Origin of the sequence: Novimethylophilus kurashikiensis (assembly GCF_003112435.1) — a bacterium.
GTDB lineage: Bacteria > Pseudomonadota > Gammaproteobacteria > Burkholderiales > Methylophilaceae > Novimethylophilus > Novimethylophilus kurashikiensis.
This window is the reverse complement of sequence record NZ_BDOQ01000013.1, coordinates 173030-197271: the sequence shown is the minus strand read 5'-3', so window position 1 is coordinate 197271 and position 24242 is coordinate 173030. Positions and strand designations below refer to the sequence as shown.

The following is a 24242-nucleotide window of genomic DNA, read 5'->3' as shown; positions in this document are numbered from 1 at the left end:
GTAAAGAAATTCCTAAGGATGATTCTTATCGATGGTTAGGCGCACCAAAGAAAATGCCGAGGTCACACGTAGCCAGTTACTGGACGCGGCGGAAATAGTTTTTAATGAAAAAGGGGTGGCTCGTGCTTCGCTGGCAGAAATCGCCAGTGCAGCAGGCGTCACGCGCGGGGCCATTTATTGGCATTTCAAGGATAAGGCTGACCTCGTCCATGCCATGCTGGAGCGCGTGAAGCTGCCCATCGATGAGATGGTAGACAAGTTAAGTGCGAATCAGTTGGACGACCCACTGAATTATTTGCGCAACTCCGCTATCAGCGTGCTGTCGCTGGTGGCACAGGATGCGCAAACCTGTCGCGTATTCGATATCGTGAAGCACAAGTGCGAACTGGTGGCCGACATGGAAATCGGCCGTGAGCATGAGCTGCAACGTCGTAGCGAATGCATTTGCAGCATTGAAACAGCCATTACTACCGCACGGGAACAGGGGCTCATCCCTGCCACGATTAACCCGCAAATTACCGCGTTCGCCTGGTATGCCTACATTAGCGGCCTGATTACATGCTGGGTGCTGAATCCCGGTTTATTTTCGCTAGCAGACGAAGCGCCGGGCATGATAGACATGCTACTGAATGGTCTTCGCAAGCGCGAGGAATAACGCTTAGCGGCCCTGCAACACCTCTTCTAGCGCTTGGAGAAAGCGCGCGTTCTCGCTTTCAAGCCCAATGCTGACACGCAGGAAATCGGGTAATTCGTAATTGCCTACGGGGCGCACGATCACGCCCTTTTGCAACAGCTTGCGGTAGACCTCCATGGCGTTCTCGACGCGAACGCAAACGAAATTGCCGTAGGATGGAATGTATTCCAGCCCAAGACGCGCCACCCCCTCGGTCAGCTGCTTCATGCCAGCATCGTTGAGTTCGCGTGTGCGGCGCACGAAATCCTCATCGTCCAGCACAGCTGCAGCTGCAGCCAGAGCAACATTGTTGACGTTGAAAGGCTGGCGCACGCGGTTAATCATGTCGGCCACCGCTGCATTGGCGACCAGGAACCCCACGCGCAACCCCGCCAATCCGTAAGCCTTGGACAAAGTCCGCGTCAGGATAAGGTTGTCGAATTCGGCGATCCAGCCGATGGCCTCGGACTTGAGATCGTCGGGCAGGTATTCGTCGTAGGCTTCGTCCAGTACCACCATGACATCGTTAGGAACCTTGGAGAGAAATGCATGCAGCGCTTGCTTGTCAATCCACGTCCCAGTCGGATTGTTCGGGTTGGCCACGAAAATCATGCGCGTATTTTGCGTTATAGCGGCCAGCATCGCATCAAGGTCGTGCCCGTAGTTCTTGGCAGGCGTCATGACGCCGACTGCACCGATCGCTTGCGTCACCAATGGATACACCGCGAAAGCATGCTGGGAGAACACCACTTCCGTTCCTGGCGACAGGAAAGCGCGTGCAGCCAATTCCAGGACATCGTTGGAGCCGTTGCCCAGGACGATTTGCGATTGTGCAATGCCGTACTTGCGACTGATAGCGTCTTTAAGCACGAAACCGTTGCCGTCGGGATAGCGGGCAATATCCTGCAGGGTTGCCGCCATGGCTGCCAAGGCTTTCGGGCTAACTCCTAGCGGATTCTCGTTGGACGCAAGCTTGACGATGCTCCCCTCCTCCAACCCCATTTCCCGTGCCAGCTCTGAAATAGGCTTGCCCGGCTGATAAGGCGCAATTCCGCGCACATGGGATGGAACGATTTGGGTGAGATTCTTCATGAAGCGTCCTGTAATTGGCAGAAGCATCGGCGCACCAATGCGAGTTGGGTGGAAATCATCCCACCCAAGACGCTTCATTTTAATGGAGGCAAGCGGCGGCTGGCTAGTTTAGCCGCCGCCGATCAGACATTAATATTTAGCTGATTGCAGGAGCTGGTCGAGCTCTGTCGAAGAAGGCCTGATATCGGGTGCAATAGAGACGCGAGCGAACTCTATCGCCATCTTGGCCGGATAACCGTTGAGATGCGCGATGATGCAGGTCTTGATGCAGGTGAAGTATTGCTCCTCATCCTCGGCGATGCTTTCCATGTACTTGGCCGCCGGACCCAGAAAACCGTAAGAGAGCAGAATGCCCAGGAAAGTACCTACCAGTGCGGCGGCCACCTTGTGCCCCAGCACTTCCGGCGGCCCGCCAATGGCACCCATGGTGACAACCACGCCCATCACTGCTGCGACGATCCCGAACGCAGGCAATGAGTCTGAGAGGAAGGTCAAGGCCTGGTGCGGCTTCCGGGCAGCATGAGCGGAAGCTTCCATGTCGACCTCGATCAGGTTTTCGATCTCGTACACATTCATGACACCGCTGGTCATGATCAGGAAGTAATCACGGATGAAATCGACGATACGTTTGTGCGCCAGCACCTTGGGAAACCGCGCGAATACCGGGCTACGATAAGGATCGTCGACATCCGACTCGATCCCCATCATGCCCTCCTTGCGTACTTTCTGCAGGATGGCATAAAGCAGGGACAGGGTTTCGGTATAAAGCGCGCGGTTATATTTAGACCCCGTGAACAGCTCTCCCAGCCCATGCAGGCATTTTTTCAGGGTGTGAACCGAGTTGGAAATGATGAACGCACCCAGCGCCGAACCGCCGATAATGACTAATTCGGCAGGTTGTACCAGTGCAAGAATTTTGCCTTCTTCCCAGACGTAACCGCCGAGAATACAGCCGATGATAACCATCGCCCCGAGGATCAATTTCATTTTCTTGTTATTGTCGAAAGGGGCTTATTCACCGCTTCGGGGAGCCCGAATGAGAGACAGCCTGGATGGGACGCTACGGTCCATCCTTTGATACTGGCGGTCCCGCCGTCATGGAGAAATCTCGCAAGGAGTTCTCTCGTTAGACCGGTGACTTTGCGCCCTTGCCTTTCGACAAGTTAGCCGTTAACAGTGATGAGGGAATTCTACTTGAGCATGCGGAGGTGTCAACTCCGCATGCTCTGCCTGGGTTAGTGCTTAGACGACGGCGACAGGATAAGAGCCGAGGATTTTGACGAAGGCGGCGCGTGCTTCCAGCTCCGCGAGGGCCTTGGCGACCTTTTCGTCGTCACGATGACCTTCGATATCCACGAAAAACACGTATTCCCACATGCCAGTATAGAGCGGCCGCGACTCAAGCTTGGTCATGCTGACGCCGTTCTCAGCCAGTGGAGAAAGCAGTTGCACCACCGCCCCCGGCACGTTGCGCGTGGCCATGACCAGCGAAGTCTTGTCCTTGCCGGAAGGCGCGACGTCGTGATTGGATAGGATCAAAAACCGCGTGGTGTTGCGCGGATCGTCCTCGATGTGCTCTGCCAGCAAATTGAGGCCGAACAACTCGCCAGCGCGCTTGCTTGCAACGGCGGCAGTGCCGGGCTCTTCGGCGGCCAGACGGGTTGCTTCTGCGTTGCTGGCTACCGCAATACGCTCGATGCCCGACATGTTGCGGTTGAGCCACTCATGGCACTGCCCCAGGGACTGGGCATGCGAATAGATTTTGCGAATCGACGACAAATCGCTCTTGGAAAGCAGGTTATGGTGGACTGGCAACTCCACCTCGCCGCAAATCTTGAGCGAGGTTTGCACCAGGAGATCCAGGGTGCGACCGACGGCGCCCTCGGTCGAGTTCTCGACCGGCACCACGGCGTAGTCAGCCTGCCCTGCTTCTACGGTGCGGAATACTTCGTCGAACGAGGCACATTGCACGGGGCTGGAAACGCCGCCGAACTGCTTGTTCGCGGCCTCCTCGCTATACGTGCCTAGCGGCCCCAGGAAAGCCACGGCAAGCTCTTTTTCGAGCGCCCGGCAATGCGACATGACTGTGCGGAAGATGGCGGTAACGGAGGCTTCAGGCAACGGCCCATCGTTCTGTGAAAGTAAACGGCGCAGCACCTGCGCTTCGCGTTCGGGCCGATAAATCGGGCCGCCGTTCTTGAGCATGCCAATTTCGTGAGCGAGGCGTGCGCGCTCGCTGACCAGTTTCAGCATCTGGTCGTCGATGCTATCGATTTGCTCGCGGCATTTCTTGAGTTCGTCGCTCATGCTTTAACCGTTCCGACGTGCAAAGTCCTGCATGAATTCTACCAGGGCTTGTACCCCTTCCAGCGGCATTGCGTTGTAGATGGATGCTCGCATGCCGCCGACGGACTTGTGACCCTTGAGCGCATGCAATCCGGCGGCTTGGGCTTCCTTGAGGAATACATCGTCAAGCGCACTATTTTGTAGTGTGAACGGGACGTTCATGCGTGAACGATCAGGGACATCCACCGGGTTGCGATAGAAGCCGTTACTGCCGTCGATATAACCGTACAACAACTCGGCCTTGCGGCGGTTGATCTGCTCCATTGCCGCCACGCCGCCCTGGCGCTTCAGCCATTGAAATACGAGGCCTGAGACATAGATACCGAAGGTCGGCGGCGTGTTGAGCATGGAGCCGTTTTCCGCCGCAATGGCGAAATCCATGGTACTGGGCATCGTCTTGACCGCACGTCCCAGCAAGTCCTCGCGCACGATGGCAATGACCAAGCCGGAAGGCCCGATGTTCTTTTGCGCTCCGGCGTAGATCATGCCGTAGCGGGAAACATCGACCGGTCGCGACAGGATGTGGGAACTCATGTCCGCCACCAGCGGTACTGCGCCGGCGCGTGCAGCAAGATGCGCACAATCGTCCTGTACCTCGACACCGTAGATGGTCTCGTTGGTGCACACATGTAGGAACGCGGCTTGCGGATCGAGGCTGATTTCTTCGTCGCGCAGGAAACGAGTAAACCCGTCGGCCACAGCGCCCTTGGCAGCCGTGCTACCGGCCACACGCACTGCACCGGCAATCGGAGCCACGCGCTGCGCTTCTTCCACGGCCTTCTTGGACCAGGAACCGGTGACTAGGTAATCGGCAGAACGGCTGTCCGCCAGGTTAAGCGGAATCTGCGAAAACAATTGCGTCGCTCCGCCTTGCAAGAACAACACTTTGTAATTGGTTGGTACGTCCAGCAAGTCACGCAGGTCTGCCTCGGCAGCATCGATAATGGTGCCGAAATCCTTGCCGCGATGGCTCATTTCCATCACGGACATGCCGCTGCCATGCCAGTCGGTCAGCTCATCGCGGGCCTGTTCCAGCACTTCCAACGGAAGTGCAGATGGGCCCGCACTGAAATTCCACACGCGAGCCATTATGCTTCGCCCTCGCCGCTTTCTTCAGTACCGGATTCTTCGTTCGAACCGCCGTCTTCGTTCAGGTCGGACTCGCCTTCAAGCCCCTCTTCGCCCTCGTCATCGGACTCGACGATCTTTTCCATGCCGGAAAGCTTTTCGCCATCACCGAGGTTGATAAGAGTCACACCTTGTGTGGCGCGCCCCAGTTCGCGAATCTCGCGGACTCGGGTACGAATCAGTACGCCGCCGGTGGTGATCAGCATGATCTCGTCTTCGTCGCTCACGAGCTTGGCGGCGACGACATTGCCGTTGCGTGCAGAGGTAGCAATCGCCATGACACCTTGCGTGCCGCGGCCGGAATGGCGGAAATCAGCCAGGACGGTACGCTTGCCGTAGCCGTTCTCGGTCGCCACCAGGACGCTTTGCTGGTCATTGGAGGCGATAAGCAGGGATAGCACGCGCTGGCCGTCCTGTAAGCGCATGCCGCGCACACCTCGGGTCGCACGGCCCATGGGGCGCACGTCCTCTTCATCGAACCAGACCGCTTTGCCGCCGTCGGACACCAGCACGACATCGTCCGTGCCGTTGGTGATCTCGGCACCGATGAGGTAGTCGCCTTCATCGAGGTTGATAGCGATGATGCCGGCACGACGCGGGTTGGAGAAGTCCGTCAGCGGCGTCTTTTTCACCGTCCCCATGGCGGTCGCCATGAAGATGAAATGGTTCTCGTCGAACTCCTTGACCGGCAGGATGGCATTGATCTTTTCGCCATCTTCCAGCGGGAACAGGTTGACGATGGGCTTGCCGCGGCTGATGCGCGAGCCTTGCGGCACTTCATAGACCTTGAGCCAGTAGACCTGGCCGCGGCTGGAGAAGCACAGGATGTAATCGTGCGTATTGGCGACAAACATCTTGTCGATGAAATCGTCTTCCTTGGTGGCAGCAGCCTGTTTGCCGCGTCCGCCGCGACGCTGGGCGCGGTACTCGTCCAGCGGCTGGGATTTGACGTAGCCGGTATGGGAAAGCGTCACCACCACATCTTGCGGCGTGATGAGGTCTTCGAGGGAAAGATCCTGCGCATCGTGCACGATCTCGCTACGTCGCTTGTCGCCGAACTGCTGCCGGATGGCGGCGAGTTCGGTGACGATGATTTCGGTCACGCGTTCGGGCTTGGCCAGAATATCCAGAAGGTCGGCGATATTCGCCATCACGTCCTTGTATTCGTTGACGATCTTGTCTTGCTCCAGGCCGGTCAAGCGTTGCAGGCGCAGTTCCAGGATCGCTTGCGCCTGAGCATCCGACAAGCGGTAACCGTTCTTGCCCAAGCCGAACTCGGCGGGCAGCCCCTCGGGGCGGAACGATGCGCTATCGACCTCGGCGCGGGACAGCATTTCTTCCACCAACGGCGAATGCCATTCACGTTCCATCAAGCCGGCCTTGGCAACCGAAGGCGTAGGCGCGGCCTTGATGAGGGCGATGATCTCGTCCACGTTGGACAACGCTACAGCCAAGCCTTCCAGGATATGCCCGCGGTCGCGCGCCTTCTTGAGTTCGTATACCGTCCGGCGCGTCACCACTTCGCGGCGATGGCGCAGGAATGCTTCCAGCATCTGCTTCAGATTGAGCAGACGCGGCTGACCATCAACGAGGGCCACCATGTTCATGCCGAACGTGTCTTGCAGCTGGGTTTGCTTGTAGAGGTTGTTGAGCACGACTTCCGGCACTTCGCCGCGCTTTAGCTCGATGACCATGCGCATGCCGGACTTGTCGGACTCGTCGCGCAGGTCGGAGATGCCTTCGATCTTCTTCTCGTTGACCAGTTCGGCGATCTTCTCGATCAAGGTCTTTTTGTTAACCTGGTACGGCAGTTCGTCGACGATGATGGCCTGGCGGTCGCCCTTGCCGATCTCTTCGAAATGGGTGCGAGCGCGCATTACGCAACGGCCGCGACCGGTACGGTAGCCTTCCTTGACGCCGGCCGTACCGTAGATAATGGCCGCCGTGGGGAAATCGGGAGCAGGCACGATGTCGATCAACTCGTCCAGGCTCATTTCCGGGTTCTGCAACAGCGCCAAGCAGGCATCGACAACTTCGTTGAGGTTGTGCGGCGGGATATTGGTCGCCATGCCCACGGCAATGCCCGAGCTGCCGTTGATGAGCAGGTTGGGAATCTTGGCCGGGAGGACCAGCGGCTCTTGCTCCGAGCCGTCGTAGTTGGGGCCGAAATCGACGGTTTCCTTGTCGAGATCGGCCAGCAGTTCATGGGCGATTCGGGCCATGCGGATTTCGGTATATCGCATCGCAGCCGCGTTGTCGCCGTCCACAGAACCGAAGTTACCTTGGCCGTCGACCAGCATGTAGCGCAAGGAGAAATCCTGGGCCATGCGGACGATGGTGTCGTAGACAGCCGTATCGCCATGCGGGTGGTATTTACCGATGACGTCGCCGACGATACGAGCCGATTTCTTGTAGGGACGGTTCCAATCGTTGGAGAGCTCGTGCATGGCGTAAAGCACGCGCCGATGCACGGGCTTCAGGCCATCGCGAACGTCCGGCAATGCTCGTCCCACGATCACGCTCATGGCGTAATCAAGATAGGAGCGACGCATCTCCTCTTCGAGACTTACAGGGAGAGTTTCCTTGGCGAACTGATCCATAAATTCTTGTGAATTGACCACGACATAAAGTCGTCAATTTTAGCATGAGATGGGGTCGCTTTTACCCTCTCCAAGTCGGCTTTCAACACGCATTCGATAGGTTTTTTCGGATGTTTCCGGGTAGTGCCAGCCGAAATTGAAAAAAGCTTGACATTGCACGCCCCACTCCCAGAAAAAAGCCCCCGAAAACGGGGGCTTTGAGAAGAAAATCAACCAGGTTTTACGATTAGGATCGCAGGCCGCGTTCCAGATCGCGCTGGATGTCCTCGACGTTTTCCAGTCCTACGGCAATCCGCACCAAACCGTCGCCGATACCTGCCGCTGCCCGTGCCTCAGCCGTAACGCGGCTGTGGGTGGTGGTGGCCGGATGGGTAATCGTGGTTTTGGCATCGCCCAAATTAGCCGTGATCGACAATAGCTGGGTCGCATCGATCAGCTTCCAGGCCGCATGCTTGCCGCCCTTGAGATCGAAGGCGACGATACCGCCGCCGGCTTTCTGCTGTTTTTTCGCCAGATCATGCTGAGGGTGTGACGGTAAACCAGGGTAATAGACGCGCGCGACTTGCGGTTGGGCCTCCAGCCATTGGGCCAGGGTCAGCGCATTGCGGGAATGCGCTTCCATGCGTAGCGGCAAGGTTTCCAACCCTTTGAGGAACACCCAGGCATTAAACGCGCTCATGCTGGGGCCGGCAGTACGTAAAAAGCCGTACACCGGCTCCAATACGTCCTTCTTCCCCAACACAGCCCCGCCCAGGCAGCGCCCCTGACCGTCGATGTACTTGGTCGCGGAATGCACGACGATATCGGCGCCAAGGTGGATGGGCTGCTGCAACGCCGGGGAGCAGAAGCAATTATCGACAACCAGCTTGGCGTTGTGGCGATGTGCAAGATCGGCCAGGAGGCTGATATCGCAGATTTCCGTCAGTGGATTGGATGGTGTTTCCACGAAGAAGAGCTTGGTATTGGGCTTGATGGCGGCCTCCCACTCGGCCGGGTCGGTCAGCGAAACAAAGGTCGTTTCCAACCCCCAGCGCTTGAGGATGTTGCCGAACAATTGCACCGTGGTACCGAAGACGCTGCGTGACGCGACGATGTGATCGCCTGCCGAGCACAGCCCCATCACGCACGCCAGAATGGCCGACATGCCGCTCGAGGTCGCCACGCAAAATTCGGCGCCCTCCAGCGCGGCTAGGCGGTCCTGGAACATGGTGACGCTTGGGTTGGTAAAGCGGGCGTAGATATTGCCCGGTTCCTGTCCGCCGAAGCGCGCGGCAGCCTGGGCTGCGCTTTCAAAGACGAAGCTCGAGGTCAGGAACATCGCCTCGGAATTTTCGCCGAATTCCGTGTGCAGGCTTCCTGCACGGACGGCGTTGGTATCGAAATGCCATTGTTCGTTTATTTTGTGATCGCTCATCTTGTTCACCTTGATCTCAAATGGGCAATAAAAAACCCGACCAGCTTGCGCTAAATCGGGTTTCCCTCGCTTTAGCTGTATTTTTAACGCGCCCGCAAGCTGATTTCAAATCGGCGCTTCAATCGAATTGTCCGCCCGGACAGGGCTTTCTGTCAAACGGCTATTGCCCGTCGTCCGGCGCCGTGGAGCCGACCAGGTTGAGGTCGAGCTGCGTGCTGGAGTTGGCGGGCCGTGGCGACTTGGCGCCATCGCGGCGAGCCGCCTCGATCGCAGCCAGATAGCCTTCGGTCACATCCCCCGTTACATAATCGCCGTCGAAGCAGGAACAATCGAAGCGCTGGATATCTGGATTGCTAAGCTTGACGCCGTGGATCAACGCGTCGAGATCCTGATAAATCAACGCATCCGCACCGATTTCGCGGCGAATCTGGTCGTCGTCGCGTCCCGTAGCGAGCAGTTCGTCGCGGCTCGGCATATCGATGCCGTAGACGTTGGGGAAACGTACCGGAGGCGCAGCGGAAGCGAAGAACACTTTGTTAGCACCGGCTTCGCGCGCCATTTGCACGATGCGCTCGGAAGTCGTGCCGCGCACGATGGAGTCGTCTACCAGCAGTACGTTCTTGCCCTTGAATTCCATCCCGATGGGATTAAGCTTCTGACGCACTGACTTTTGGCGCAGCGCCTGGCCCGGCATGATGAAGGTACGGCCGATGTAACGATTCTTGATGAAACCTTCGCGATAGGTCAGGTTGAGCGCATTCGCGAGTTGCAGTGCGCTGGGACGGCTGGTATCAGGAATCGGGATCACCACATCGATGTCATGATGTGCCCACTGCTTGTGAATCTTTTCGGCCAGGCTCTCACCCATGTGCAGGCGGGTCTGGTACACCGACACCTGGTCAATAACCGAATCGGGACGAGCCAGGTAGACGTACTCGAAAATACAGGGGCTCAGGAACGGATTATCGGCGCACTGGCGGGAATAGAAATTGCCCTCCAGGTCGATGAAGATAGCTTCGCCCGGAGCCACGTCACGCATGACCTGGAAGCCCAGCACGTCGAGCGCCACGCTTTCGGAGGCCACCATGTATTCGACGCCCTTCTCGGTTTGGGCCTTGCCGATGATGAGGGGGCGGATGCCGTACGGATCGCGGAAAGCCAGCAAGCCGTAGTTGGCAATCATCGCCACAACGCCATAAGCACCGCGGCAACGGCGATGGACGCCGGCTACAGCTTTGAAAATGGTATCCGGATCGAGTGAGGAATTCTTGGCTGCGTCTTCGATCTCATGTGCCAGCACGTTGAGCAGCACTTCGGAGTCGGAGCTGGTGTTGATGTGGCGCAAATCCTGGCGGAACATCTCGCGCTTCAACTGATCGGAATTAGTCAGGTTGCCGTTGTGGCCCAGCACGATACCGAACGGCGAATTCACGTAGAACGGTTGCGCTTCAGCGGCGGAAGAACTGCCGGCCGTGGGGTACCGCACGTGGGCAATACCGGCATTGCCGATCAGGTTACGCATGTGGCGCGTCTGGAACACGTCCTGCACAAGGCCGTTGTTCTTGTGCATGAAGAATGTAGGGCCGTCGGTGGTCACGATGCCTGCTGCATCTTGCCCCCGATGCTGAAGAACCAAAAGCCCGTCGTAGAGCATCTGGTTCACAGGGTTCTTGCCGACAATACCGATAATTCCACACATAATTGAAAACTCTGAGCCTGATTAATCGTACTTGAGATGTTTCACCATTTCCGGCGGCAGCCAAGGCTTGGCAGACATCACCATGGCTTCCAGCGGCGCACTGAACATCGCATTGCGCCAGCGCGGATCTTGCGGCAGCGAGGTGAGGCCACCGAGCAGGACGAGTACGCATGCAATCAGCACACCGCGCGCGCAACCGAACAACCCGCCCAGGCAACGATCTACCCAGCCTAAACCCACCTTATTGAACAACTCGCCGATTGCAATCGCAAGCAAGCTGGTCACGAGCAAGATGCCGAAAAACACAATCAGGAAAGCGGCGATCAAGCGCACGCCTTCGTTGGAAACACTAGCCGGCAGCATCACAGCCACATCGACGGCATAAGACTTTGCGACATAAGCCGCGATGACCCAGCTCGCCAAACCGAGGAACTCGCGCACGAATCCTCGCATCAGACTCAGCACCATGGATACGCCGATGATACCGAGCACTGCATAATCGAATTCCGTCACTGGTTCGTCACCAGAATTCCGTCGAACCCGGCATTCTTGACGCGCTCAAGCACCTGTTGAGCCTGTGGCTTGTCCGCATACGGCCCGCAGCGCAGACGGATTTTGACGCCGTTGGCCGTATCGAGGTTCTCGGTATAGCAATGCGCGCCCTTGTCGGCGAGTTTGCCTTTCAACGCCTTGACCTTCTCGGCATCCGAGAACACGCCGATCTGGATCGATACGCTGCCCTTCTTGGCGGCAGCGGTAGGTTTAGATTCGTTGGACTTGCTTTCAGCCGGTTTGATTTCCGATGATTTTGCTTCGGCGACTTTGGATTCGGCTGGCTTTGATACAGTTGGCTTAGCTTCGCTGGATTTAGCTTCCTGCTTGGCAGCAGGTTTTGACTCGGGTTTTTCCGCCACAGGCGCGGCTTCGTGCGGCTTGGTCTCATCCGCCTTCTTGGCGGGCTCGTGTGCAGCTTTAGCGCTCTCCTGCGGCTTATCGGCAGGGGCTTTCGGCTCAGGCTGGGACTGTGGTTTCACCATGCTTTCGGCAACGGCTGCCGGCTTTGGTTCCGCTGCTTGATGCGTATCGGCAACGGGCTGTTGAGTCATCAACGGAGGATTGGGATTGCTTTTGGGGGATTCAGTCTGTTGCGGCGCGGCAACAGGAATGATCTTGGAATTGAATTCGGGACCGTCCTGGCTAGGAATAGTAATCGCTATTTCCGGCTGGGAAGGCGAATGACTGTTGCGATCGTCCAACACCAACGGCAGAACAGTCACCATGAGCAGAACCAATGCTACTGCCCCCACCAAACGCCGGCGCGCACGCCTCTTGAATTGATTTTCCTTGTCAGTCAGCTGTTCAGCAGCCATAAGAGCCTGTTCCAGTGGTTGGCAATGCGCGAAGCACGTCGGCGACGATATAGAACGAGCCGAAGGCCGCAATTCTATCACCTTCGCCTGCGCTTCGACAGGCTTGACGCAGCGCCTCGTCCATGGATGGGCATACGATTACCGGTACATCGGAAGCATGTGCGCGCACCACTTTTTCCAGATCAACGGCGGAAAGTCCACGGTAATTGTCGATCCCGATGACAAACCAGCCGTCGATCTCCCCGGCCAATGCTTCAACGACACCGGCGACATCCTTGTCCGCCAACATGCCGAATACCGCCAACGTCTTACCCCCGGCACGGCGCGATTTTCTCAGGTTTTCAGCCAGCCCTTCGGCAGCATGGGGATTGTGCGCGACATCGAGGAAAATATCCGGATTTTCACACAACTTTTGGAAGCGTCCGGTCAGTACGACATGCGCCAATCCTGTACGAATGTGGTCGTGAGTGACTGCAGGCAATTGAGCCTCAAGTTGATTGAGTGCCATGATCGCACAGCAGGCGTTGTCGAACTGGAAATCCCCGTTGAGAGCCGGCATTGGCAGCGCTTCAATCCGCGATCCCTGGTTCCAGAATGCCCAATTTGTTGCCGCCCGCGCAGCACCGAAGTCATGTCCGATTTGCAAATACCGGGCCCCGATCTCCTTCGCTCTTTGCGGCACAGTGATAGGGGGATGTGTATCGCCACAAATAGCAGCGACGCCGGGACGAAAGATGCCGGCTTTCTCGTTACCGATGCTCTCACGCGTCGTGCCGAGATAGTCGGTATGATCCAGGTCGATGCTGGTAATGATGGCGCAATCGGGATCAAAAACGTTGACGGCATCAAGACGCCCGCCCAACCCGATTTCCAGCACGGCGACATCAATGCCGACATGCATGAAATACCAGACGGCCGCCAACGTACCGAATTCGAAATAGGTCAACGGAATATCACCGCGCGCCAGCTCGATTTCGGCAAATGCTTGGCAAAGCGACGCGTCATCGACCTCAACGCCGGCGACCCGCACCCGCTCGTTGTAACGCAGCAGATGTGGTGAGGTATAGCAGCCAACACGATAACCGGCCTCGGTCAGGATGCCCTCCAGCATCGCGCAAGTGGAGCCCTTTCCGTTGGTTCCACCCACCGTGATGATGGGGAACGTCGGCGACAGGTTAAGTTTTTGCCTGACGCGTTCAACGCGATCAAGGCCAAGTTCAATGGCTTTGGGATGGAGGCTTTCGAGATACGAAAGCCATTCGGAAAGAGAACGTGACGGAATCAAAATAGCCAGGATATCGGCAGGAACTGGCCACGGCACAGCCCTGCCCATCATTCATAAGACTTAGGCGACTGCGGGCAGCCGCATCATGCCAGTGAGCAAGGTTGCCAATTTGTCGCGCATCTGGCGGCGATCGACGATCAAATCGACGGCCCCGTGCTCCAGTAGGAACTCGGCACGTTGGAAGCCGTCCGGCAAGGTTTCACGCACCGTCTGTTCGATCACGCGAGGACCGGCAAAGCCGATCAGCGCACCGGGTTCGGCGATGATGACATCGCCCAGCATGGCAAAACTCGCCGACACACCACCCATGGTCGGGTCGGTCAAGACGGAAATGAAAGGCAGCCGGGCCCGCGCCAATGCGGTGAGCGCAGCACTGGTCTTGGCCATCTGCATCAACGAGAACAGGCCTTCTTGCATGCGGGCACCGCCGCTAGCCGAGAAACAAATGAACGGCAAGTTGTTTTCCAGGCAGGTATTGACGCCGCGCACGAAGCGCTCGCCCACGACCGAGCCCATGGACCCACCCTGAAATTTGAATTCGAAGGCCGCTGCCACGACAGGCACCGTCTTGATGCTGCCTTGCATGACGATCAGCGCATCGGTTTCACCGGTTTCCGATTGGCTCGCCTTGATGCGGTCTGCATAACGGCGGCTATCCTTGAATTTGAGCGGGTCGAGCGGGGTTACTTCAGAACCGATCTCGAAGCGGCCTTCTGGATCGAGCACGATATCGAGGCGTGTGCGGGCATTGATGCGGTTATGGAAATCGCATTTTGGGCAGACTTCCTGGTTTTTTTCGAGGTCGGTCCGATACAACACCGAATCACAGTTGGGGCACTTGCTCCACAAGCCTTCCGGCACGACTTTACGCGCCGTGCCGCTATCGCCGCGTTTGATCTTGGGGGGTAGAAGTTTTTGCAACCAGCTCATGCCTGCTCCTTAACTATCGATAGCCGCGCGCAGCTCGGCAATGAGTTTCTTGACATTGGCGACGGCATTCTGCTCGCCGGAGTTTTCGATTTCCTGAACCGTACGACTGCCCACCACCACGGCATCCGCAATGGCCGCCACAGCTTTGGCGGTTGCCGCATCGCGCACACCGAAACCGACGCCGACAGGCAGGCTGGTCTGGCCGCGAATCGCCGCGACCTTGCCAGCAACATCGACCAAATCGAGATTTGCCGCACCAGTGACGCCGCGCAGAGAAACGTAATAAATGAACCCACGAGCGGCCTTAACCACCGCTTCCACTCGCTCCTGAGCCGATGTTGGGGCCAACAGGAAAATCGGATCAAGCTGATGTTTGGTCAGCTGGGAAAAGGCTTCCGAACTCTCTTCGGGCGGGAAGTCCACAGTGAGCACACCGTCCACCCCCACTTCTGCGCAGCGTTCGGAAAACTTGTCCCAGCCCATTGCCTCGATAGGATTGCCGTAGCCCATCAACACCACGGGGGTATTGGTATCGGATTTGCGGAACTCCGCCACCATCTCCAGCACATCCCGCAACCGCACCTTGTGCGCCAGGGCTCGCTCGGATGCGCGCTGGATAGTAGGACCGTCGGCCATGGGGTCGGAGAATGGGACCCCAAGCTCGATGAGGTCGGCACCGCCTTCCACAAGTGCGTGCATCAACGGCACTGTGAGTTGCGGATTGGGGTCGCCTGCGGTGATAAAGGGAATAAGCGCCTTGCGGCCTTGTTGTTTGAGTTGGTCGAATACGGTCTGGATACGGCTCACAGCGTGATCCCCTTGATGCGTGCTACGGTGTTCATGTCCTTGTCGCCACGACCGGAAAGGTTGACCAGGATAGCCTGCTCTTTGCCCATGGTCGGAGCGATCTTCATGGCATGAGCTAGCGCGTGACTCGACTCCAGCGCGGGGATGATGCCTTCGAAACGGCACAGCGCATCGAAACCGCCAATCGCCTCATCGTCATTGATAGCGACGTATTGAGCACGGTGAATGTCCTTGAGCAAACAGTGCTCGGGGCCGACGCCAGGATAATCCAAGCCGGCGGAGATTGAATGTGTCTCGATGATCTGGCCGTCTTCGTCCTGCATCAGGTACACCTTGTTGCCGTGCAATACGCCGATCTTGGCGTTGGCGGTCAGCGGCGCTGCGTGCTGGCCACTGGCAATGCCATGCCCGCCAGCTTCCACGCCGATAAGCTGTACGCTCTCTTCACTGATATACGGGTAGAACATCCCGATCGCGTTGGAACCGCCACCCACGCAGGCAATCACCACATCCGGCTGGCGGCCGATCATGTCGGGCATCTGAACCTTGGCTTCGTTGCCGATGACGCACTGGAAGTCGCGCACCATCATGGGATACGGGTGCGGACCAGCCGCAGTGCCAAAAATGTAGAAGGTGTTATCGCAGTTAGTGACCCAATCGCGGATGGCTTCGTTACAAGCATCCTTAAGGGTGCGGGAGCCGCTTTCTACGGGCACGACGGTGGCGCCCAATAGCTTCATACGGAAAACATTGGGTGCTTGACGCTGCACGTCCTCAGCCCCCATGTACACCACGCACTCCATGCCAAAACGGGCTGCCACGGTGGCGGTTGCAACACCGTGCATCCCGGCGCCGGTTTCAGCAATAACGCGCTTCTTGCCCATGCGCTTTGCAAGCAAGGCCTGGCCGATAGCGTTGTTGATCTTGTGCGCGCCGGTGTGATTGAGGTCTTCGCGCTTGAGGTAAATTTGCGCTCCGCCCAAATGCTCTGAAAGGCGCTTGGCGTGATAAATCGGGCTGGGACGACCGACGTAATGCTTCAGCTCATGCGCAAACTCGGCCTTGAAATCCGGATCGTCGCGAAAATGCAGGTACTGGCGGCGCAGCTCATCCACCGCCGGGATCAACGTTTCAGCCATGTAGATGCCGCCGAACTGACCAAAATGGCCTTGGGCATCCGGAAAATCATACTTCTGCATCAAGCACTCCTCGCATGAACGCCGCGATTTTCGCCACGTCCTTAATTCCTTTGTCTTGCTCGACCCCACCGCTCACATCTACGGCATAAGGACGAACGCGCCGAATGGCTTCACCGACATTTTCCGCATCCAAGCCGCCAGCCAGGATAACTGGCTTGGACAACCCCGCGGGGATTAAGTCCCAATCGAAGGTTTTGCCTGTACCGCCAGCGACACCTTCTTGATAGGCATCCAGCAACAGAGCACGGGCACTGGAAAAATCGGCCGCGTATTGTATCAAATTTAGCTCCGGCCGGACTCGCAGCGCTTTGATGTAGGGAGCACTAAAGGACTGACAGTATTCAGGCGTTTCGTCGCCATGGAATTGCAGCAGATCGAGACCGACACGCTGGCGAATAGACAGCACCGTCGCCGCATCTTCATTCACGAACAGTCCAACCGCCGTTACAAAAGGCGGAAGCGCCGCCACAATTTGTGCCGCCCGCTCCACATCGACATTGCGCGGGCTTTTTTCATAGAACACAAACCCAACGGCATCGGCACCGCATCGGGCGGCTGTCAAGGCATCCTCGACTCGCGTGATGCCGCAAATCTTCGCTCTTATGCGCATTGAATATCGGGAAAGTAAAAAGCTGTAGGGTATCCGAAACGGAAAATGCTGTCAGCCAAGCGGAACCGTGCGGCGGCAAACAGGCAGCTGCCAATGCGGATCGTAATGCACGCCGGTCAGGTAGAGCCCATCAGGCATGAAGGTGGGCGCGGCGAGACGGCGATCTTTCTGGAGCAGTAGCACCTGCATCCATTCCGGCGGATGCTCGCCCTTCCCCACATATACAAGGCTACCGACGAGATTCCGAACCATGTGATGCAGGAAAGCGCTGGCGGTAAACTCGAACAGCACCACATTACCGAACTGCCGGATATCGGCTTGTATCAAATGCTTGATCGGTGTTTTTGCCTGACATTCGGAAGCGCGAAATGCGCTGAAATCGTGTTCGCCCAACAAATAGGAAGCCGCCTTGCGCATCGCATCGATATCGAGTGGACGATGATACCAACCGACTCTCCCTGATAGCACAGCCGGCGCGACCGGACTGACTTGCAGCACATACTGGTAGCTGCGGCGCTCGGCACTAAACCGCGCATGAAACTCTGGATCGACCTCACTCGCCCACAACACTCGCACGCCGGCTGGCAAAAAAGCATTCACCCCCCGGACCCAGGCGTTTTGCGGTCTGCTGGTCGTGGTATCGAAATGCGCCACCTGCGATAGCGCGTGCACTCCAGCATCGGTGCGGCCTGCTGCTGAGACTTTCACTTCGTGCTGCGCCATTTGCGCCAGTGCTACTTGCAAATGATCCTGTACCGCCTCTTTAGATGGTTGACTCTGCCAACCGCAGAAGCGACTTCCGTCGTATTCGATTCCCAATGCGACTCTCATCGTACCCAACCGGCAGCCAGCGCGACCATAAACGGGATCAAACCTGCGATGCAGACCCAATCGAAACTACGCATCACTGGAAAACTGAGCATCACTGTTTCCGGCGCCTCCGCCTCATAACGCAGGACCGATTCAAGCCGCCAGCCCTGCTGCCTTAACAAATGAAAGACACCTTTCGGCATCGTTTCCACATAATGCAGCGTCAGCCACAGCCTTGCGGCAAAACGAGAAGGCTCGATGTTGAATAGCCGCAATGGCTGCAACAACCAGTACAGCCCTGACATTAATCGGGATCGATCCGTCGTTGCCAGAAGAAGAGAGAGAGCCCCAAGCATCAGTATGAGCCGCAGCATCTGCGCACATCCTTCGCGCAATCCTTCATAGGTTGGTGCAAACCACTCCGGCAACGCTCCAACATACTCTCCCGGTGTGGCATAAGCGTAGATCACTAACATCGATAGTAGTAACCATCGTGCTCGCCTTAACAGCCGAATGAAATGACTTGTCCCGCTATAAAATGCTGCCACCGTCATCACCGCCCCGACGACGAGTAATAGTCGCCACGACATCCAATGCAAACTTGCAGCAAACACGATCAAACTAAGGATTCTGACGAATGGATGCATGACGATTTAAGGACGCTATCATCGACCCCAAATAAAAAAGGCCGGGACAGTCCCGGCCCTTGTGTGAGTGGTTCTAGTGGTCAACCGAGGCTGGCAATAAGCTTTTGGGCACGTTCACGCTGGCCCGGGCCGCCCTCTTTCAGGACCTCCTCAAGCAACTCGCGAGCGCCTTCATTGTCTCCCATATCGATGTAAGCCGTGACAAGGTCAAGCTTGGTATCGACATCCGGTGACTCCGCAGTGGGAACATTGGCGCTATCACTGACGGCGGCAGGAGCATCATCCGCAACATCCAGGCTAATCCCGGCCAAATCGAGATCAGGCATTTCAGTTGCATTACTGGCTGGTGCCGAAGCCGGATCTGGTGTATCGAGATCACCTAGGTCGATATCGAAATTAAAGTCCAAACCGTTGCCTTCCTCGCCAGCGGCAGGCTTGGGCGATTCCACCTGAATTTCCTCGACCTCGCTGGATTGCGGCAAATCGAATCCGCTCAAATCGAGATCGAATGCCGAAGAATCCGCAACCACCTCGGGAGCAGCATCAGTTTCTGGCTGCGCCAATGTCACCTCTTCTACGCCAGCCTCGGGCTCCGTCGGGAATTCGAATGTGGGCGTATCGGCAACAGGCGTTGCAACTGGTGCAGCTTCCAGTGAATCCAGAGCAGTCAGATCGAGATCGGCAACAGTCGCTTCTTCCATCACGGAAGCCGATGGTGCTCCCAGATCAGGTTGGCCATCCATCGCAGGCAGTTCAAACTCGGGCAGCGACAATTCGCTCACTGGCTCCGGCTTAGCAGAGGCTGCAGTGTCTGGAGTCGAAGACTCCAATGCTGGCATCTCCAACTCCGGCATTTCCAAATCAGGAATCGAGGCTGTTGAATCAACGTCAGCAGTTGCACTCTTGTCAGACTCAAGGTCAGACATATCGAGCTGCGCTGTCGTATCAGCCACCGGCTCAGGCAAATCGAATTCGAAATCGAGGCCGGAAGATTGAGCTTCTACTGCTGGCTCAGGTGCTGAAATATTTTCTGCCTCCGCCGCGCTTGCGCCGAATGCCGCTAACGATGCATCCAGATCGGGGAGCGACTCCTCTGGAGCAGTAGCAGCGGTCGCCACAGGTGCAGACTCTTCGGGCAAGTCCAAGCCACCAAGATCGAAGTCGAGCGAGTTGCTTTCAGCCTGAGGTGCTGGCGCGGCTTCAGCAGCGGGCGCATCCAGTGAAAAGTCGAGCGTAGGCGGTTCTTTGGGCGCAGCGAACTCAACCTCTTCAGGCTGAGCTACAGGCGCTTGCTGGATCATGGTTGCTTCGAAATCAACCGGCTCTTGAGCCGCTGCTGCAATGCTGGCTTCTGGCGCATTGCTTGAGCCATAGAGAGGATTGCTCGGATCGAGTTCGCGCCCCATTTCAGCAGCCTTGGCCCACAATGGGTCCGCTGCTCCAACGGCAGCATAAAGCTCGCCCGCCAAGGTTTCGAACGCGCCGACATCCTTACGCTGCGCAAAAATCTCAAGCAACTTCACATGCAGTTCGTAGCGCTTGGAATCCTTGGAAATGGCATCCTTGAGGATTTCCTCGGCCTGGGCGTCCCGGCCATAGGCCATGTAAACCTCTGCTTCGGCGATTGGGTCGACATCGTTGGTATCGATCATGCCGGCATTCGCACCTTGACCGAAATCGGTGAGGAATGACGTAGTACCAGTGTCGACCGTACCACCTACAGTATTACCAAACACGGTATCAGGCTTCAAACCGCCCGTGGTCAGGATTCCCTGCTCAAAGCTATCCAATCCTTTTTTACGCTTGTTGCGCATGAACACCCATGCACCACCCAGCAGTGCAATCAACCCACCGCCGCCTGCTGCCAGGAACAACGGGTTATCAAGCATCGTGTCGACGAGGCTCGGCTCTGGTAACGGCGGTGGGGCTGGACGTACGATTTTCTTGGGCTTGGGTGCCGGCGCAGCCTCAGGTTTCGGCGCTCCTGGTGTCGCAGCTTCAGGTGTCTTTGGTGCCTCAGCAACCGGGGTCGGAGCAGGCGCTGGTTGTGCCTGCGGTGGCGCTGGCGGAGTCGGCTCAGGCGTAGCCTTGGCGCCCTTCTGCGCTTCAGCCAATGCCTGATTCTTGATCTCGAGCAGCTTCTGCATGTCCTGCAGCTGTTTCTCCAGCGCTGCGACACGACTATTGGCTTCCTTGAGCGCGTTTTCTCTCGCGATGGCGTCTTCTTGCAATGCCGTCAGACGTTTTGCGGCATCGGCATCTGCTTTAGCCGTCGAGGCAGCCTCACTCTTGGAAAGCTTGACGACATCATGGGGACCAGGTGCGGGCTTAGTCGATTTATCTTCAGCAGGCGCACTGATTTTGCCGCTGGCAGATTGGGATGACTCTTCTTGCGCAGGGGCAGAGGTTTGCGCCATTCCCGCAAGCTTGGAGCGGTACGCATTCCAGTTTGCGGTTTGGACACGGATTTCCTTGGCGGCTTCAGCCTTGGAAACTGACTGCAGCTCTGACTGTTCTGGAATTCGAAGAATCTGGCCGACTTTGAGTCGGTTCATGTTACCTGCGAAGGCATTCTGGTTGGCGCGATAAATGCCAACCAGCATTTGTTCAAGGCTAACGCCATCAACCTGAGACTGGTTGGCGATCGCATGAAGGGTATCGCCCTTACGAACGACATGATCGGAACTGGATGCGCCATTGTCGGCGCTAGCCGTAACTGTCTTACCCTTGCCCTTATCTGCAGCGGAAACTTCCTGCTGAACTGGCTTAGCGCTTGTGCCGGGAAGTGTTGCCGGTTGCGATGGATTGTTGGCGCTCTTGTTGCTGCTGAATCCCGGGGGATCCAGCAATGCAGTATATTCGCGCAGCAGTCGTCCGGACGGCCATTCGACCTGCAGCAGCATATCGAGGAAAGGGTCGTTAATGGGTTGTGTTGACGTCAACCGCAACACAGGCTTGCCATCCGGGCGCTTGCCGATTTCAACACGCACAGCTGAAAGAATAGAAGCGCGCTCAAGACCTTGTTCCGCGAACACGTCGCTAGGCGCAATCTGAGCGTTTAGATCGTCTAACTCTTCCTTCGTCGTAGATAGCAGCTCGACCTCTGCATTGAGAGGCTCCCCAAGCGCCGATATCACTGTCAACTTGCCTAATCCGGCTGCCTCAGACGCCAGAGGCGACAACGAGAGCCAAACGGCTAGCGAAATCAGTTTTATTTTGGCGTTATGCACTATCCCACCCTTTTGTAGCTATTAGCACAAATAAGCTAACATCAAATAGTTAGAGTTGCAAGCTCAGATTGCACTTTACATTTTCAGCCTAAGCTGCGTAGAAATACGACAGTTTATTCCGTGAACGACTTCAATTTTTTTGGGTGTTGTTTTTGCTATTTTTCGACCCCAGGGAATACTCGACATCTCCCGGCGACACCTTCAGCACATAACGTGACTGCCCCTCTTGTTTCTGAGCATCTTCGGCAGTCGCTTTCGTTTTTGCAGTATTTGTCACCGGGTTTCTGCGTTCAGTCGAGCGAGCAGCCATACTCGACAGTCTCGCGCGATAAGCGCTCCAGTTGGCGGTTTGCAGTTTGATCTCTTTTACCGCGTCCTCCTGGCTGATACCTTCTAACGTTTCAGCATTAGGAACCGTCAATGTTTGACCCACTTTGAGTCGATTCAAGTTTCCCTTGACGAAGGCACCAGTATTTTCCCGATACAACCCCACGATCATTTGCTCAACGCTGGCATCTTCGAGTTTCAGCTTTACCGCGATCTGCCTGAGTGTATCCCCCCGCTTGGTCAAGTATGTTTGCGGCGATACAGCGGAATCATTCGTTGTCACGGAATCTTGAGCAGCACTAGCTGCAGGTGTTGTTACCTTATTCACCGCAGCTTTTGGTGTCGCAGCACTACCCGGTTTGTTATCGGGTACGACAGGCAATGCTTTAGCGACATTCGTTCGTTCGCCGAATCCAGGGGGATCGAGCAAGGCGTTGTATTCGCGGGAGAGCTTGCCGTTCTGCCACTCGACTTGTACCACCAACTCCATGAATGGATCTTCGACTGGACGGATGGAATTAAGGTGGAGCACCACGGAACCATCCGGTCGCTTATCCACCCCGATCCGCACTGCGTCGAGCACAACAGGGCGTTCGAGACCCATGGCTGCGTAATCCTCAGGTGAAGCCAAGCGCGCACTCAAGGAATTGAGTTCATTGGGGTCACCGAACACTTCGATGTCAGCGCTCAAAGGTTCGCCCAAGCCAGAAGTGACCGACAATCGACCTAGCCCGGCTGCTTCCGCACCCAAAGATGCCAATGCCAGCATCACAGCTGGAAAAAAGCGTTTACCAATGAAATTGTTCAATTTTGCCCCCTGATACATGATTTAAATGCATCTTGTCCCCTGTTTTTATGTGTATTCTCAGGAGCAATGCCTCGCGAACCTTATACGTTTAGCGCTCGACCAATATCCGCAACATACGGCGAAGCGGCTCGGCAGCGCCCCAAAGCAATTGGTCACCAACCGTAAACGCCGACAGGTATTCAGGTCCCATGCTCATTTTACGCAAGCGGCCAACCGGTACGCTTAATGTTCCGGTCACCGCAGCAGGCGTCAATTGCGTCATGCTCGCTTCGCGCTCGTTGGGCACCACTTTCACCCAGCCATTGGCAGAAGCGATGATGCTGTTGATCTCATCCAACGGCACATCCTTGTTGAGCTTGAGGGTCAATGCCTGGCTGTGGCAGCGCATGGCACCGATGCGCACGCAAAGGCCGTCGATCGGGGTTGGACTGGCTTCGCGACCGAGAATCTTGTTAGTTTCGGCAGCGCCCTTCCATTCTTCCTTGCTTTGGCCATTACCTAGGTCCTTGTCGATCCAAGGAATAAGCGAACCTGCAAGCGGCACGCCAAAGTGCGCCGTAGGAAGCTTTTCGTCCCGTAGCGTACCGGCCACTTCGCGGTCAATATCAAGGATCGCCGAAGCCGGATCCGCCAGTAGATCACTTGCCACGCGGTGGACTTCGCCCATCTGTTTCAACAGCTCGCGCATATTCTGTGCGCCAGCACCTGAAGCGGCCTGGTAAGTCATCGAGGTCGCCCAATCCACCAGGTTCTCGCGGAACAACCCACCCAGCGCCATCAGCATGAGAGAAACCGTGCAATTGCCGCCGATCCAGTTCTTGCCGCCAGCGTCCAGCGCTTGATCGATCACGTTGCGGTTGACCGGGTCGAGAATAATGACAGCATCTTTTTCCATGCGCAGCGTGGAAGCGGCATCGATCCAATGACCGGCCCAACCTTCGGCACGCAGCTTGGGGAAGATTTCGGTGGTGTAGTCGCCGCCCTGGCAGGACACGATGACATCCATAGCCTTGAGTTCAGCTAGCTCACGGGCGTCCTTGAGCGGAGGAACTTCACGACCGACGTCCGGCCCCTTGCCACCTGGTTGGGAAGTAGTGAAGAACACCGGCTCGATGTGATCGAAATCGCGCTCCTCGCGCATGCGCTGCATCAACACAGAGCCCACCATGCCACGCCAACCGGTAAAACCAACTCGCATCATTTGAAACCTCTAAAGTAGAGAGTCGAGAGCAATGTCCCGAGATCAAGAGCCTATTGCTCTCAACCA

Annotated in this window: 20 protein-coding genes and 2 riboswitches; of the genes, 1 reads left to right on the top strand and 19 read right to left on the bottom strand. The window is 56.8% G+C overall.

Translation table 11 applies throughout. The annotated features are described in order from the left end of the window. The first annotated feature begins 31 nt into the window (after positions 1-31). The gene (locus tag NMK_RS13550; RefSeq protein ID WP_109016287.1) at positions 32-655 is read left to right on the top strand and encodes a TetR family transcriptional regulator; all 624 of its coding nucleotides are present in this window, start codon (positions 32-34) and stop codon (positions 653-655) included. A 3-nt stretch (positions 656-658) separates the two neighbouring features. On the opposite strand, the gene hisC is transcribed toward NMK_RS13550, so the two are convergent. The 19 genes from hisC to asd all read right to left on the bottom strand — a co-directional run bounded on the left by hisC (position 659) and on the right by asd (position 24176). Continuing rightward, positions 659-1765, bottom strand: a complete 1107-nt coding sequence (gene hisC, locus NMK_RS13545) for a histidinol-phosphate transaminase (RefSeq protein ID WP_109016286.1) — start codon at positions 1763-1765, stop codon at positions 659-661. 129 nt (positions 1766-1894) lie between these two features. Continuing rightward, on the bottom strand, positions 1895-2752 hold the full coding sequence (gene motA, locus NMK_RS13540) for a flagellar motor stator protein MotA (RefSeq protein WP_109016285.1): 858 nt from the start codon (positions 2750-2752) through the stop codon (positions 1895-1897). 92 nt (positions 2753-2844) lie between these two features. Further along, positions 2845-2944: riboswitch (cyclic di-GMP riboswitch) on the bottom strand. Positions 2945-3007: 63 nt separating this feature from the next. After that, on the bottom strand, positions 3008-4072 hold the full coding sequence (gene pheA / locus NMK_RS13535) for a prephenate dehydratase (protein WP_109016284.1): 1065 nt from the start codon (positions 4070-4072) through the stop codon (positions 3008-3010). Between the two features lie 3 nt (positions 4073-4075). Then, complete coding sequence (gene serC, locus NMK_RS13530) at positions 4076-5200, bottom strand: 3-phosphoserine/phosphohydroxythreonine transaminase (protein WP_109016283.1); 1125 nt, start codon at positions 5198-5200, stop codon at positions 4076-4078. After that, positions 5200-7839 carry a DNA gyrase subunit A gene (gyrA, locus tag NMK_RS13525; protein ID WP_109016282.1) on the bottom strand — a complete coding sequence of 880 codons (2640 nt, stop codon included), beginning with the start codon at positions 7837-7839 and terminating at the stop codon, positions 5200-5202. Before gyrA ends, serC begins: the two co-directional genes overlap by 1 nt. A 226-nt stretch (positions 7840-8065) precedes the next feature. Next, entirely contained in the window at positions 8066-9253 is a 1188-nt protein-coding gene (locus NMK_RS13520; RefSeq protein WP_181376287.1) for an O-succinylhomoserine sulfhydrylase, read from the bottom strand. Positions 9254-9307: 54 nt separating this feature from the next. Next, a riboswitch (SAM riboswitch) is annotated at positions 9308-9380 on the bottom strand. 33 nt (positions 9381-9413) lie between these two features. Then, positions 9414-10952 (bottom strand): amidophosphoribosyltransferase, encoded by a 1539-nt coding sequence (gene purF, locus NMK_RS13515; protein ID WP_109016281.1) that lies wholly within the window; start codon positions 10950-10952, stop codon positions 9414-9416. A gap of 21 nt (positions 10953-10973) precedes the next feature. Beyond that, on the bottom strand, positions 10974-11465 hold the full coding sequence (locus tag NMK_RS13510) for a CvpA family protein (RefSeq protein ID WP_109016280.1): 492 nt from the start codon (positions 11463-11465) through the stop codon (positions 10974-10976). Beyond that, a complete protein-coding gene (locus NMK_RS13505; protein ID WP_109016279.1) occupies positions 11462-12322 on the bottom strand; it encodes an SPOR domain-containing protein in 861 nt (286 codons plus the stop codon). Before NMK_RS13505 ends, NMK_RS13510 begins: the two co-directional genes overlap by 4 nt. Further along, a complete protein-coding gene (folC, locus tag NMK_RS13500) occupies positions 12312-13658 on the bottom strand; it encodes a bifunctional tetrahydrofolate synthase/dihydrofolate synthase (RefSeq protein WP_227871494.1) in 1347 nt (448 codons plus the stop codon). The genes NMK_RS13505 and folC overlap by 11 nt, the downstream gene beginning before the upstream one ends. A 9-nt stretch (positions 13659-13667) precedes the next feature. Further along, complete coding sequence (gene accD, locus NMK_RS13495; protein WP_109016278.1) at positions 13668-14537, bottom strand: acetyl-CoA carboxylase, carboxyltransferase subunit beta; 870 nt, start codon at positions 14535-14537, stop codon at positions 13668-13670. A gap of 9 nt (positions 14538-14546) precedes the next feature. Continuing rightward, the gene (trpA, locus tag NMK_RS13490; RefSeq protein ID WP_109016277.1) at positions 14547-15344 is read right to left on the bottom strand and encodes a tryptophan synthase subunit alpha; all 798 of its coding nucleotides are present in this window, start codon (positions 15342-15344) and stop codon (positions 14547-14549) included. Continuing rightward, a complete protein-coding gene (gene trpB / locus NMK_RS13485) occupies positions 15341-16543 on the bottom strand; it encodes a tryptophan synthase subunit beta (RefSeq protein WP_109016276.1) in 1203 nt (400 codons plus the stop codon). Before trpB ends, trpA begins: the two co-directional genes overlap by 4 nt. Then, a complete protein-coding gene (locus NMK_RS13480; RefSeq protein WP_109016275.1) occupies positions 16530-17153 on the bottom strand; it encodes a phosphoribosylanthranilate isomerase in 624 nt (207 codons plus the stop codon). The genes trpB and NMK_RS13480 overlap by 14 nt, the downstream gene beginning before the upstream one ends. A 51-nt stretch (positions 17154-17204) precedes the next feature. Further along, entirely contained in the window at positions 17205-17984 is a 780-nt protein-coding gene (truA, locus tag NMK_RS13475; RefSeq protein ID WP_109016274.1) for a tRNA pseudouridine(38-40) synthase TruA, read from the bottom strand. Further along, complete coding sequence (locus tag NMK_RS13470) at positions 17981-18610, bottom strand: energy-coupling factor transporter transmembrane component T family protein (protein ID WP_109016273.1); 630 nt, start codon at positions 18608-18610, stop codon at positions 17981-17983. Before NMK_RS13470 ends, truA begins: the two co-directional genes overlap by 4 nt. Positions 18611-18690: 80 nt before the next feature. After that, positions 18691-21840, bottom strand: a complete 3150-nt coding sequence (locus tag NMK_RS13465; RefSeq protein ID WP_442417750.1) for a motility hub landmark protein FimV — start codon at positions 21838-21840, stop codon at positions 18691-18693. 130 nt (positions 21841-21970) lie between these two features. Then, entirely contained in the window at positions 21971-22975 is a 1005-nt protein-coding gene (locus tag NMK_RS13460; RefSeq protein WP_181376286.1) for a type IV pilus assembly protein FimV, read from the bottom strand. Positions 22976-23063: 88 nt separating this feature from the next. After that, positions 23064-24176, bottom strand: coding sequence for an aspartate-semialdehyde dehydrogenase (gene asd, locus NMK_RS13455; protein ID WP_109016270.1), 1113 nt, complete (start codon positions 24174-24176; stop codon positions 23064-23066). Positions 24177-24242: the final 66 nt, after the last annotated feature.

Excerpts from the sequence above, each read along its gene's own strand:
- NMK_RS13550 (WP_109016287.1), top strand. The coding sequence starts at position 32 with ATGGTTAGGCGCACCAAAGAAAATGCCGAGGTCACACGTAGCCAGTTA.
- hisC (WP_109016286.1), bottom strand. The coding sequence starts at position 1,765 with ATGAAGAATCTCACCCAAATCGTTCCATCCCATGTGCGCGGAATTGCG.
- motA (WP_109016285.1), bottom strand. The coding sequence starts at position 2,752 with ATGAAATTGATCCTCGGGGCGATGGTTATCATCGGCTGTATTCTCGGC.
- pheA (WP_109016284.1), bottom strand. The coding sequence starts at position 4,072 with ATGAGCGACGAACTCAAGAAATGCCGCGAGCAAATCGATAGCATCGAC.
- serC (WP_109016283.1), bottom strand. The coding sequence starts at position 5,200 with ATGGCTCGCGTGTGGAATTTCAGTGCGGGCCCATCTGCACTTCCGTTG.
- gyrA (WP_109016282.1), bottom strand. The coding sequence starts at position 7,839 with ATGGATCAGTTCGCCAAGGAAACTCTCCCTGTAAGTCTCGAAGAGGAG.
- NMK_RS13520 (WP_181376287.1), bottom strand. The coding sequence starts at position 9,253 with ATGAGCGATCACAAAATAAACGAACAATGGCATTTCGATACCAACGCC.
- purF (WP_109016281.1), bottom strand. The coding sequence starts at position 10,952 with ATGTGTGGAATTATCGGTATTGTCGGCAAGAACCCTGTGAACCAGATG.
- NMK_RS13505 (WP_109016279.1), bottom strand. The coding sequence starts at position 12,322 with ATGGCTGCTGAACAGCTGACTGACAAGGAAAATCAATTCAAGAGGCGT.
- folC (WP_227871494.1), bottom strand. The coding sequence starts at position 13,658 with ATGATGGGCAGGGCTGTGCCGTGGCCAGTTCCTGCCGATATCCTGGCT.
- accD (WP_109016278.1), bottom strand. The coding sequence starts at position 14,537 with ATGAGCTGGTTGCAAAAACTTCTACCCCCCAAGATCAAACGCGGCGAT.
- trpB (WP_109016276.1), bottom strand. The coding sequence starts at position 16,543 with ATGCAGAAGTATGATTTTCCGGATGCCCAAGGCCATTTTGGTCAGTTC.
- NMK_RS13480 (WP_109016275.1), bottom strand. The coding sequence starts at position 17,153 with ATGCGCATAAGAGCGAAGATTTGCGGCATCACGCGAGTCGAGGATGCC.
- truA (WP_109016274.1), bottom strand. The coding sequence starts at position 17,984 with ATGAGAGTCGCATTGGGAATCGAATACGACGGAAGTCGCTTCTGCGGT.
- NMK_RS13470 (WP_109016273.1), bottom strand. The coding sequence starts at position 18,610 with ATGCATCCATTCGTCAGAATCCTTAGTTTGATCGTGTTTGCTGCAAGT.
- asd (WP_109016270.1), bottom strand. The coding sequence starts at position 24,176 with ATGATGCGAGTTGGTTTTACCGGTTGGCGTGGCATGGTGGGCTCTGTG.